Below are 11,126 nucleotides of genomic sequence, written 5' to 3' on the forward strand. Positions count from 1 at the left end.
CGCTCTTCCGATCTGGGATCGGGGCGCAGCCGCCGCCAGCGTTCGACCACGCCGTGCAGCGCGGTGGCTTCGTCCGCGACGACGATCGCGGCGGTCACCTGCTGCCCGCGTCCGCCGTCTGCGACATTGGCCGCGCCCAGCGCGCCGATCGAGCCGAACGACGCCATGATCAGCGGGGCGAACAGGAACAGCAGGAAGATCGGCGTGAAGACGGTGGCGGTGAAATCGCGCCGCGCGATCGTCAGCGTCTGTCGCCACTGGCGGCCGATGCGCGTCATGCCGCTTGCTCCTGCGCGTTGGCGGCGGCCTCCCCGACGATCCGCACGAACGCTTCGTGCAGCCCCGGCCGCTCGATCGAGAGCGCCGCGATCCCGTAGCCGGCGGCGAGCACGCGCGTCAGCACCGTTTCGATTCCGTCGGGCGGAAGGGTGAAGCGCCAGCCGTCGCCGTCGGCGTGCGCATCGCCGGGCAGCACCGCCGCGACGCCGGCGTCGGGGCGGGTGGGCAGGTAGAATACCTGCTGCGGCAACAGGCCACGTGCTTCGTCCACCGTGCCCTCGAAGCGGCGCCGCCCGCCGGCGATGATCGCCAGCCGGTCGCACAGTCGCTGCGCATGCGCCATGACATGGGTCGAGAACAGCACGGTCGCGCCGCGATCCCGCTCCGCCAGGATCAGTCCTTCCAACCGCTCCTGATTGACCGGGTCGAGACCCGAAAACGGCTCGTCGAGCACGAGCAGATCGGGTTCGTGCACGATCGCGCCGAGCAATTGGACGATCTGTGCCATGCCCTTCGACAGTTTGCGGATCTTCTGGTCGGCGGCATGCGATAGCCCCGCCGCCTCCAGCATCGTCACCGCGCGGGCGCGGCCGGTGCGCCAGTCCAGCCCGCGCAGCGCGCCCATGAAGGCGATCGCCTCACGAGCGGTCATCGCCGGATACAGGCCACGTTCCTCCGGCAGGTAGCCCACCCGGTCGCCGGCGTCGCGCGGATGCGCGGCGCCCAGCAGCGTGCGTTGGCCGGCGTCTGGTTCGATGATGCCGAGCAGCATGCGGAGCGTCGTGGTCTTGCCCGCGCCGTTCGGACCGAGCACTCCATAGATGGCGCCCGCCGGCACCACCAGGTCGATTCCGTCGACGACGCGCCGTGCGCCGTAACGCTTCACCAGGCCTTGCGCGGCGACCGCCGGATCGCTCACTTGCCGCCCCCGCGCCGGCTGAGCGCGGCGGCGCAGCTGGCGCGGTCGATGGTGCTGCCGTCCCGCTGCCGCGCATCGATCCAGGTGGCACGCGGCTCGGCGCCGTCCTTCGCGGGGTAGAGATAGGCGTCCAGCACGCAGATCGCGCTGGAGAATTGCAGCTTGCGCGCGCTGCCCTCCCGCACGTCGGCGTCGGGCTGGCCGAAGGCGCGGACCAGCGCGGCGGCGTCCTGCCCCATCACCGCCTGCAACCCCGCCGTCGGCAGCGGGATCGGCACCGGCGCGGCGGGGCGCGCGGCGGGGACGGTGGTGGCGCAGGCGCCCAGCGCCAGCGTCATCGTCAGCACGGCAAGCGGCGGCAGCGGCTTCATCGTTCAGTCCCATGGAAAAGATGCGTCGCCATGGCCGCACCGATGATCGGCGCCAGGATATTGACGAGCGGCACGACGAACAAGCCGGTCCCGATCAGCCCCAGCGCGAAACGGCGTCCGGCGGTCGCACGCCGCCAGTCCGGCAACGCCGCGCGGTCAAGGTGGCGCGTTGCCACCATGTCGCCCAGATCGCGGCCGAGCAGCCATGCGTTGACGATAAAGAAGGCGATCGGCGTTCCCACCCCCGTGGGTAATAACAACAGATAGACCGGCGCGGCGATCAGATTGGCGATCACGAACCGCGCCGCCGATCCTAGGCCCATCGCCACGCTGCGATGGAGCGGCACCGCGCGGGCGGTGCGCAGGCGATCGGGATAATGGCGTGCCTCCACCGCCGCGACGATCGTATCGGCGAACAGCCCGACCACCAGCATCGCGACGGCGCGAAAGAGCAGCCACAGCGCAAGCACGGTCGCCAGCGTCGCCGCCACGCCCGCCAGCGCGCCATGCCAAGTCCAGCCGGCGAGCGCGCGATCGATTCCCCACCACAGCGCCGCGCCGGCCAGCACGAAGATCGCCAGCGTGATCGTCAGCGACCGTAACAGCACGCCGCGCACCGACGGGTCGCCCAATTGCCCCAGGGAAAGGAAAAACGCTGTGACCATCCGGGGATCAGCGATGCGGTAGCGGGCACGGTTGCGCAAGCGGGAACGCCCATCTACGCGGAGGCAACCGATTGATCCTTGAGGTGCCAGTCCCTTGTCCGAACCCCGTTACGACGTCGTCGCGATCGGCAATGCCATCGTCGATATCCTTGCCCCCGCCACCGACGACTTCATCGCTGACAATGGCATGACCAAGGGCGCGATGGCGCTGGTCTTTTCGCCGGAGGAAGCCGACGCGCTGTATGCCAGGATGGGCCCCGGGCAGGAGGTGTCGGGCGGCTCCGCGGCGAACACGATCGCGGGCATGGCCGCGCTGGGTGCGTCCTGCGCGTTCATCGGGCAGGTTGCCGACGATCAGTTGGGTGAGGTGTTCGCGCACGATATTCGCGCCGCCGGGATCCGCTTCGACACGCCCGCGCGCGCCGGTGCGCCGACGACGGGGCGCTGCCTGATCTTCGTCACCCCCGATGGGCAGCGCACGATGAACACCTTCCTCGGCGCGTCGCACTATCTGCCGGCGGGGGCGCTGGACCGCGATCTGATCGCCGATGCGCGCTATCTGTATCTTGAAGGCTATCTGTGGGATCCGGAGGAACCGCGCGCCGCGATGCGGGTCGCGATCGACGTCGCCCGCGCCGCGGGGCGCAAGGTTGCGTTCACGCTGTCGGCGGAATTCGTCATCGACCGTCATCGTGCGGCGTTCCACGACCTGATCGATCATGGGCTGATCGACGTGCTGTTCGCGAACGAGGCCGAGATCATGTCGCTCACCGAGACGACCGATGTCGAAACCGCGATCGACGCGGTGCGCCACAAGGTGCCGCTGGTGGTGGTGACGTTGAGCGAGCGCGGGGCGTGCGCGATCGCGGGTGATGCGCGCGTATGCGTGGCCGCGCAGCCGATCGACAAGGTGGTCGACACCACCGGCGCGGGCGATCTGTTCGCGGCCGGTTTCCTGCATGGCCAGGCGCGCGGTCAGTCGCTGGAGGCGTCGCTGACGCTGGGCGCGATCTGCGCCGCCGAGGTGATCCAGCATTTCGGCGCGCGTCCGGTCGCGGACCTGAAGGCGCTGGTCGCGGGGGTGTAGCTCACCCTATTTCCCCGCCACGTCGGCCCCCGAACCCATCCCGTGGCCACGGGACGGGGGCTCACGGGGCGGACGGGTCGGTGGCCACGATCCACCGCCTGAACTCCACCGTCCGAACATTGTCAGGCCGCAGGTTCATGCTGGCGGCACTGACGAGCTTGCGCGTGGCGCGCGTAGCGGCGACGGAGGGGGATGAGCATGTTGCCGATCCACGCCGTCCTGCCCGATCTGCTCGCCGCGTTGCGCGGCGGGGCGGCGGCGGTACTGGTGGCGCCGCCGGGTGCGGGAAAGACGACCGCGGTCGCGCGCGCGCTGCTCGACCAGCCATGGTGCGCGGGTGAAGTGCTCGTCACCTCGCCACGCCGGCTGGCCGCGCGTGCGGCGGCCGAGCGGATGGCGGCGCTGGCCGACGAGCCGGTCGGGCGCACCTTCGGCTATGCGACGCGGCTCGACACCAAACGCTCCTCCGCCACGCGGATAACGGTGGTGACCGAGGGCATCCTGACCGCTCGATTGCAGAACGATCCAGAGCTGACCGGCGTGTCCGCGATCCTGTTCGACGAGGTGCACGAACGCAGCCTCGACGGCGACTTCGGGCTGGCGCTGGCGCTGGATGCGCAGGGCGCGCTGCGGCCTGATCTGCGCGTGGTGGCGATGTCGGCGACACTCGATGGCGCGCGCTTCGCGGCGTTGATGGGCGGCGCCCCGGTGATCGAGAGCGAGGGGCGCAGCTATCCGCTCGATGTGCGCCACATCGGCCGTGCGGCGGAGGCGCGGATTGAGGAGGCAATGGCGGGCGCGATCCGCCGCGCGCTGGCGGAGGAAACCGGGGGCGTGCTGGCGTTCCTGCCGGGCGTGGCGGAGATCGCGCGCACCGCGGAGCGGCTGGGCGATCTGCCCGGCGTGCGGGTGCATCAACTGCACGGCAGCCTCGATCCCGCCGCGCAGCGCGCCGCGATCCGTGCCGAGCCCGATGGGGCGCGTAAGCTGGTGCTGGCGACATCGATCGCCGAAACCAGCCTGACGCTCGACGGCATTCGCATCGTCGTCGATTCGGGGCTGGCGCGGCGCCCGCGCTATGATCGCGCCGCCGGGATGACCCGGCTGGTGACCGAGCGTGAGAGCCAGGCGGCGGCGACCCAGCGCGCGGGGCGCGCCGCGCGACAGGCGCCGGGGGTGGCCTATCGCCTGTGGGAAGCGGCGGCGACCGCGGGCATGCCGCGCTTCGACCCGCCCGAGATTCTGGAGGCGGACCTGTCCGCGCTGTTCCTCGCCGCCGCGATCTGGGGCGTCGGCGATCCCCGTCAGCTGGCGTGGATCGATCCCCCGCCCGAAGCGGCGGTGGCGGAGGCGCGGCAGCGGCTGGCGACGCTGGGCGCGATCGATGCGGACGGCCGCCCGACCGCCCACGGCCGCGCGATGGCGGCGTTGCCGATGGCGCCGCGCCTCGCGCATATGCTGCTGCTCGCGGCCGACAAGCGCCTCGCGGCCGAGGTCGCGGTGCTGTTGCAGGAACGCGGGCTGGGCGGTTCCGATACCGATCTGGAGACGCGCTGGCGGCGCTGGCGCGGCGATCGTTCGGCGCGGGCGGAGAGCGCGCGGGGGCTGGCGCGGCGCTGGGCGACGCTGGGCGGTGCGTCGGCCGGCGCGATGACGATCGGTGCCTGCCTGGCGCTCGGCTTCCCCGATCGGGTCGCACGGCGACGGGACGCCGGGGGGGAGCGCTGGGCATCGGCGGGGGGACGCGGCTTCCGGCTGGACGCCAGCGATCCGCTGGCCTCGCAGCAATGGCTGGCGGTGGCGGAAACCCAGGGCATGGCGGCGGGCGCGCGCATCCTGTCCGCCGCGTCGCTGTCGCAGGACGAGATCGAGGCGATCTTCGCCGACCGGATCGTCACGCAGCGCACCGCCACGTTCGATCCGGCGACCGGCGTGGTGCAGGCGCTGCGCGAACGCCGGCTGGGCGCGGTCCGCCTGTCGAGTGGCCCGGACAGCGACGCCGCGCCGGAGGCGATCGCCGCCGCGCTGGTGGAGGGCGTGCGGCGGCACGGCACCGGCGTGCTGCCCTGGCCCGAGGGAGCGGCGGCGCTGCGGACGCGCGCGGCCTTTGCGGGCGTGCCACTTGACGAGGCAACGCTGATCGCTCGGCTCGACGAATGGCTGCCGGCGCTGGTGACGCGCCGACGCCGGCTCGATACGATTCCGGCGGCGGAGTTGATCGAGGCATTGCGGCAATTGCTCGGCTGGGACGCGCTGCGACAGATCGACCGGCTCGCGCCGCCGCATTTCACCAGCCCGGCGGGTTCGACGCATGCGATCGATTATGGCGCGGAGGCGGGGCCGACCGTCGAGCTGCGCGTGCAGGCGGTGTTCGGCGTCACCGATCATCCGGTGGTGGGCGAACGGCGCGTGCCGCTGGTTCTGTCGCTGACCTCGCCCGCCGGGCGCCCGATCCAGACCACACGCGACCTGCCCGGTTTCTGGCATGGCAGCTGGCAGGCGGTGGCCAGAGAGATGCGTGGGCGCTATCCGCGCCACCCCTGGCCCGACGATCCCGCCGCCGCGAGCGCGACGCTGCGTACCAAGAACGCCGACGCGCGGCGGCGCGGATAGCGCGCGGTCGTTCGGGTCGCCCTCCGCATGACGGGGCGGTTGCCGCCGTCGCCGCGGCTCCCTAATCCAGGGGCCTTATCGAAGGAGAGACGATGCGCCGCTTCGCCACGATCGCCGCCGTGCTATTGATCGCCGGCTGTTCCCAGGGTGTGAACACGCCGGCCGTTGGCGATGCCTGGGTGCGGCTGGCGGCGGTGCCGGGACGGCCCGCCGCGGCCTATGCCATTCTGCATGGCGGCGCGAAGGATGCGCAGCTGACCCAGATCGCCAGCCCGGGCGTCGCGCGGATCGAATTGCACACCAGCCGGATGACCGGCAACAATATGATGGCGATGGACGCCGTCTCCGGGGTGCCGGTGGCGCGGCACGGCACGGCGAAGCTCGCGCCGGGCGGCTATCACGCGATGTTGTTCGGCGTGCCCGCCACGGTGACCGCTGGATCGACGCTGCCGATGACGTTCCGCTTCGACGACGGCACCGTGGCGCAAGTGAACGCGCGCGTGATCGCCGCCGGCGATGCGGCACCCGAATGACGCGGCGCGGGCTGACCGAGGGCGAACGCGCGCTCGCCCGGTCGGTCTATGGCGAGACGATCGATTATGATGCGGTGGCGCTGGCACCGACCCGCTGGGCGTTCTTCCAGCCGCGGCAGACGGTGATGGCGCCGCGCGGCACGATCCATTTTCATCCGCGCGGAACCCTGTGGCGCGATGATTTCGCATCCGCCGCTGTCGACCTGCAAGGCCTGTTCATCCACGAGATGTGCCATATCTGGCAGCATCAGCGCGGCATATGCCTGCCGCTCGCCCGGCATCCTTTCTGCCGCTATCATTACGGCATCCGGCCCGGCTGGCGGCTGGAGCGCTATGGCATCGAGCAACAGGCGGAGATCGTCCGTCATGCCTTTCTGCTGCGGCGGGGCGTGCGCGTCCCCGGCGCACCGGCGCTGTCGGTATATGATACGATCCTACCTTTCGGAGGCGTGAAATGACGACGATCTGGCACGGCGGGGTACCCGATCTGGCGGCGATGACGCGCCTGGGTGCGCAGTCGATGGCGGGCTTCCTCGGGATCGAGTTCGTCGCGGTGGGCGATGATTGGCTGCGGGCGCGCATGCCGGTGAGCGAACGGACGAAGCAGCCCTATGGCCGCCTGCACGGCGGCGCGTCGGTGGCGCTGGCGGAGACGGTCGCGTCGATCGCGGCCGCGATGTCGGTCGATCCGGCGGTATCGGCGGCGGTGGGGATGGAGATCAACGCCAATCACATCCGCCCGGCCGGCGATGGCCATGTCTATGCCACGGCGCGTGCCGAGGCGCGCGGACGGACGAGCCAGGTGTGGTCGATCCGGATCGAGGACGAGGATGGCCGGCTGGTGTGCATCGCTCGCATGACGGCGGCGATCATCCCGGTCGGACGCGGAGGAGTGAGCGGCGGCTGAGCAGCGTCGACGAACCAGCCGACGATCACTCGTCGCGAGCGCTTTCGTGCGCGAAGGGTGGTGGAAGGGACTGGATTCGAACCAGTGTACACTTGCGTGGGCAGATTTACAGTCTGCTGCCTTTAACCACTCGGCCACCCTTCCACGAGCGGCGCTTGCCAAAAGCGAGGGGGCCCAATGCCCGCCCGGGTCGCCCCTGTCAACGGCCCAATGTCGCTTTGTTACAGGGCGTGGCGATGCTGCTGCGCTGGGCGATCGCGTGGTTGCGTGGCCGGTCTGCGCGACGCATATCGGCGGCATGTTCGCTCTTCCGTCCGTCCGCCGCCGCGGAGCATCGCGCTGATGGCGCGTCGTGGCCACCGTCCCAGCCAGCAGCAGGGTGCCCGCCCGCGGCTGTGGGGGCGTCACCCCGTGATCGCCGCGCTCGCCAACCCCGAACGCACCGTGCGCAAGATCTGGGGCACGCGCGAGGCGCTGGCGGCGCTCGATCTGCCGCCGATGCTGCCGATCGTCTATGCCGATGTCGCCGATCTCGGACGGCTGGTGCCCGGCGACGCGCCGCACCAGGGCCTGGTGGCGGAAGTCGATCCGTTGGAGGATGTGTGGCTGGGCGACCTGCTGGATCAGGGCGCGGCGGATCAGCGTCCGCTGATCGTGCTGGTTCAGGTGACCGACCCGCACAATGTCGGCGCGATCCTGCGCTCCGCCGCGGCGTTCGATGCGCTGGGGATCGTGACCCAGGACCGGCATTCGCCACCCGAATCGGGTGCATTGGCGCGCGCGGCCAGCGGCGCGCTGGAAACGGTGCCGTGGGTGCGCGTCGTCAATCTGGCGCGCGCGCTGGAGGAGATGGCGGAGGCGGGTTTCTGGCGCATCGGGCTGACCGGCCATGCGACGCAGACGCTGGCGCAGGCGATGGGATCGCAGCGGATCGCGATCGTGCTGGGCGCCGAGGGTGAGGGGATGCGTCAGAACACCGAGGCGCATTGCGACGAGTTGGCCAAGCTGCCGATTTCCAGCAAGGTGGAGAGCCTGAACGTGTCGAACGCCGCCGCGATCGCGCTGTACGCGGTGGCGGCGCGCTGAACGACGGCACATCGACCCCGGCGCGGCGGCGATGCGCGCGCCGCCCCACCCCGGCACGGCGCCGGGGGGTGTGGATCATGCTGCGGTCGGGCCGGTGCCCGCGCGCTCAATCCTCGGCGGCGATGCGGATCTTCATGCCATCGAGCGCCGGGCCGAAGTCGATCTGGCACGACAGGCGCGAGGTTTCGTCGCGATCGCTGGAGGAATCGAGCAGGTCGTTCTCATCCTCGCTCATCGGCGGCAGCTTGTCGACGAAGGCGGGGTCGACATGGATGTGGCAGGTGGCGCAGCTGCAGCAACCACCACACAGCGCCAGGATTTCGTCAATCCCGGCGTCACGGACGATCTCCATCACCGACAGGCCGGCGTCGCCGTCGATCTCGCGTTCTTCCCCTTCACGCGTCACGACGATAAGCTTGGGCATCATGCTCTCTCCGATAAACCGCCTTTCCCATGCCGTTTGCGTGCGTGGTGCGCAATGGGGCTAAGCAGCGAAGATCTGAATGCCGGGATCGATGCGCTGGCTGCGCGCGAACCCGCCTTCGCCGCCGCGCTGGCGCGGGTCGGCTATCCCGCGCCGCGGATTCGCGAGCGCGGTTACGCCACGCTGCTGCGCACGATCCTGGGGCAGCAGGTGAGCGTCAAGGCCGCCGACGCGGTGTGGCGCAAGCTGGAGGTGCTGGGCGATCCCGGCGACCCGGTGGTGGTAGCCGCGCTGAGCGACGAGCATCTGCGCGCGTGCGGCTTTTCGCGACAGAAGGCCGGCTATGCGCGCAGCCTGGCCGACGAAGTGACCACCGGGCGGCTCGATCTGGCGAACCTGCCCGACGACGATGAGGCCGCGATCGCCGCCTTGACGCGCGTGAAGGGTATCGGGCGCTGGTCCGCTGAAATCTACCTGCTGTTCGCGGAGGGGCGGCCCGATATCTGGCCCGCCGGCGATCTGGCGGTGCAGATCGAAACCGGGCGTATCCTGGGGCATACCGAACGTCCAAGCGAGAAACAGACGCGCGCGCTGGCGGAGGCATGGCGGCCGTATCGCGGCGCGGCGGCGATCTTCACCTGGCATCATTATGGTGCCGGGCCTGATGCCGCACCAGTATAAAACAACCCCTTATCACCGCGCAGGGGCCGTATTAATTAACCGGAATGCCGACCGAGCCGTGTATCCGCCGTCTGATGTATGCCAGCCGCGCGACGGGCGACAATATCCGTGACGATTGCCACGCGATCTTGCGCCAGTCGCGGCCGAACAATGGCATCGACGGGATCACGGGCATTTTGTGGACCGATGGCGATCGTTATCTGCAATTGCTCGAAGGCCCGCCCGACAGCGTGGCGCGCACCTTTGACCGGATCCTGCGCGATCCGCGTCATACCGAGGTCAGCGTGCTGCGCGACGATATGTGCGTCGATCGCCAATTCGGCGACTGGACGATGGCGGCGCTGCCGGACGAGGCGCCCGACGACGCGGCCGGACGGCTGAGCGTGCTGCTGCACGCAGTCGATGCCGACGTCAGCCGGTTCTTCGTGCCGGGCTGAACGGGCCGCCAGTTACCTGGCCGGGGTCCAGCGCTGCGTCTGGCAGAAGAAGGCGATACAGCCCTTCACGTTGAGTGACCCGTCGGCATTGCGGGTGACGATCGACTTGTACGTCTTGCCGTTGCGCGGATCGTAGATCTGGCCGCGCCAGTCCTTTCCGCTGTCGGTGAAATTCGACAGGATCGGCATGCCCAGGATCGGTCGCGAGCGCAGCGCGGCATCGCTGTTGTTGACATCCGTCTTGGCCGCGCCGGGCGTGCTTCTCAGGATTGTCACGAGCCGGCCGCACACCGAGCCCCCGCACGGCCCGATCTGAACGATTCCCGACCCGTCCTGCGTCAGATAGCGTCCCGCGATCGGGGCGGCGGCATGGGCGGGGATCGCCGGCAAAACGGCGGCGGCAAACGAGGCGGCCGCGAGCGGGGCAGAGCGGGCAAAGCGTAACATCGCGCAAAACATGGGATAATTTTTCGATCGCCGCAACGCCGATGTGCGAAGGTACGGCCGCGCACCTATTGCCACGGAAACGGTTGAACTCGTCGCCCCGCTCCCGCATTCAGGGGGCGATGACCGCACGCGCCCGTCCGCTCGACCCGATGTTCGCTTCGATCCCGGTGCCGGAGGGCGCGGGATTCTGGCGGAAGCTGGGGGCGTTCGTCGGGCCGGGCTGGCTGGTGGCGGTCGGATATATGGACCCGGGCAATTGGGCCACCGATATCGCGGGCGGCTCGGCGTTCGGCTATACGTTGCTGGCGGTGGTGCTGCTGTCGAACCTGATGGCGATCGTGCTGCAATCGCTATCGGCGCGGCTGGGCATCGGGGCGGGCCTCGATCTGGCGCAGGCGTGCCGCCAGCGCTCCTCGCGCGCGACCGGCTATATGCTCTGGTTGCTGGCGGAGGTGGCGATCATCGCCTGCGATCTCGCGGAGGTGCTGGGCACCGCGATCGCGCTGAAACTGCTGTTCGGCCTGCCGCTGGTGGGGGGCGTGATCGTCACCGGGCTCGACGTCTTTCTGATCCTCGCGCTGCAACGCTTCGGGTTTCGGCGGCTCGAGGCGTTCATCGCCGCGCTGCTGCTAATCATCGCGGGGTGTTTTGCGTTCGAGTTGTTCTGGGCCCGCCCG

General features: G+C 70.1%; 14 protein-coding genes, 1 tRNA gene and 1 pseudogene. 9 read left to right on the top strand and 7 right to left on the bottom strand.

Features of this window, described 5'->3' with window-relative positions; genetic code table 11:
- From ACFDSW_RS11475 to ACFDSW_RS11490, 4 genes and pseudogenes are all read right to left on the bottom strand, one after another.
- Positions 1–278: pseudogene (locus tag ACFDSW_RS11475) on the bottom strand (ABC transporter permease); the annotation flags it as partial.
- Positions 275–1,198 (bottom strand): ABC transporter ATP-binding protein, encoded by a 924-nt coding sequence (locus ACFDSW_RS11480; protein ID WP_375250426.1) that lies wholly within the window; start codon positions 1,196–1,198, stop codon positions 275–277. The gene ACFDSW_RS11480 and the pseudogene ACFDSW_RS11475, both read right to left, overlap by 4 nt.
- Positions 1,195–1,569, bottom strand: a complete 375-nt coding sequence (locus ACFDSW_RS11485) for a hypothetical protein (RefSeq protein ID WP_375250427.1) — start codon at positions 1,567–1,569, stop codon at positions 1,195–1,197. The genes ACFDSW_RS11480 and ACFDSW_RS11485 overlap by 4 nt, the downstream gene beginning before the upstream one ends.
- Complete coding sequence (locus ACFDSW_RS11490) at positions 1,566–2,234, bottom strand: EI24 domain-containing protein (protein WP_375250428.1); 669 nt, start codon at positions 2,232–2,234, stop codon at positions 1,566–1,568. Before ACFDSW_RS11490 ends, ACFDSW_RS11485 begins: the two co-directional genes overlap by 4 nt.
- A 94-nt stretch (positions 2,235–2,328) precedes the next feature.
- Here ACFDSW_RS11490 and ACFDSW_RS11495 point away from each other — a divergent pair, with 94 nt between their 5' ends.
- From ACFDSW_RS11495 to ACFDSW_RS11515, 5 genes are all read left to right on the top strand, one after another.
- A complete protein-coding gene (locus ACFDSW_RS11495; RefSeq protein WP_375250429.1) occupies positions 2,329–3,321 on the top strand; it encodes an adenosine kinase in 993 nt (330 codons plus the stop codon).
- Positions 3,322–3,513: 192 nt separating this feature from the next.
- A complete protein-coding gene (gene hrpB / locus ACFDSW_RS11500) occupies positions 3,514–5,934 on the top strand; it encodes an ATP-dependent helicase HrpB (RefSeq protein WP_375250430.1) in 2,421 nt (806 codons plus the stop codon).
- 92 nt (positions 5,935–6,026) lie between these two features.
- Entirely contained in the window at positions 6,027–6,467 is a 441-nt protein-coding gene (locus ACFDSW_RS11505; RefSeq protein WP_375250431.1) for a copper chaperone PCu(A)C, read from the top strand.
- The gene (locus ACFDSW_RS11510) at positions 6,464–6,925 is read left to right on the top strand and encodes a vgr related protein (protein ID WP_375250432.1); all 462 of its coding nucleotides are present in this window, start codon (positions 6,464–6,466) and stop codon (positions 6,923–6,925) included. The genes ACFDSW_RS11505 and ACFDSW_RS11510 overlap by 4 nt, the downstream gene beginning before the upstream one ends.
- Complete coding sequence (locus tag ACFDSW_RS11515; RefSeq protein ID WP_375250433.1) at positions 6,922–7,374, top strand: hotdog fold thioesterase; 453 nt, start codon at positions 6,922–6,924, stop codon at positions 7,372–7,374. The genes ACFDSW_RS11510 and ACFDSW_RS11515 overlap by 4 nt, the downstream gene beginning before the upstream one ends.
- A gap of 58 nt (positions 7,375–7,432) precedes the next feature.
- On the opposite strand, the gene ACFDSW_RS11520 is transcribed toward ACFDSW_RS11515, so the two are convergent.
- Positions 7,433–7,518 (bottom strand) — tRNA-Tyr (locus tag ACFDSW_RS11520).
- Positions 7,519–7,716: 198 nt separating this feature from the next.
- On the opposite strand from ACFDSW_RS11520, the gene rlmB reads away from it, so the two are divergent.
- Positions 7,717–8,460 (top strand): 23S rRNA (guanosine(2251)-2'-O)-methyltransferase RlmB, encoded by a 744-nt coding sequence (gene rlmB / locus ACFDSW_RS11525; protein ID WP_375250434.1) that lies wholly within the window; start codon positions 7,717–7,719, stop codon positions 8,458–8,460.
- 106 nt (positions 8,461–8,566) lie between these two features.
- Here the strand turns inward: rlmB and ACFDSW_RS11530 are convergent, their stop codons facing one another.
- On the bottom strand, positions 8,567–8,884 hold the full coding sequence (locus ACFDSW_RS11530) for a 2Fe-2S iron-sulfur cluster-binding protein (RefSeq protein ID WP_375250439.1): 318 nt from the start codon (positions 8,882–8,884) through the stop codon (positions 8,567–8,569).
- Positions 8,885–8,938: 54 nt separating this feature from the next.
- Between ACFDSW_RS11530 and ACFDSW_RS11535 the strand changes: the two genes are divergently transcribed.
- Both ACFDSW_RS11535 and ACFDSW_RS11540 read left to right on the top strand, forming a co-directional pair.
- Entirely contained in the window at positions 8,939–9,565 is a 627-nt protein-coding gene (locus tag ACFDSW_RS11535) for a DNA-3-methyladenine glycosylase family protein (protein ID WP_375250435.1), read from the top strand.
- Between the two features lie 44 nt (positions 9,566–9,609).
- Complete coding sequence (locus ACFDSW_RS11540; RefSeq protein ID WP_375250436.1) at positions 9,610–10,002, top strand: BLUF domain-containing protein; 393 nt, start codon at positions 9,610–9,612, stop codon at positions 10,000–10,002.
- A 12-nt stretch (positions 10,003–10,014) separates the two neighbouring features.
- On the opposite strand, the gene ACFDSW_RS11545 is transcribed toward ACFDSW_RS11540, so the two are convergent.
- Positions 10,015–10,449: a DUF2147 domain-containing protein gene (locus tag ACFDSW_RS11545; protein ID WP_375250437.1), complete on the bottom strand. Its 435-nt coding sequence runs from the start codon at positions 10,447–10,449 to the stop codon at positions 10,015–10,017.
- 119 nt (positions 10,450–10,568) lie between these two features.
- Here ACFDSW_RS11545 and ACFDSW_RS11550 point away from each other — a divergent pair.
- Positions 10,569–11,126 (top strand): Nramp family divalent metal transporter (locus ACFDSW_RS11550; protein WP_375250438.1); only part of this gene is annotated, 558 nt, incomplete at its 3' end.

This window comes from Sphingomonas sp. (assembly GCF_042091075.1).
GTDB lineage: Bacteria > Pseudomonadota > Alphaproteobacteria > Sphingomonadales > Sphingomonadaceae > Sphingomonas.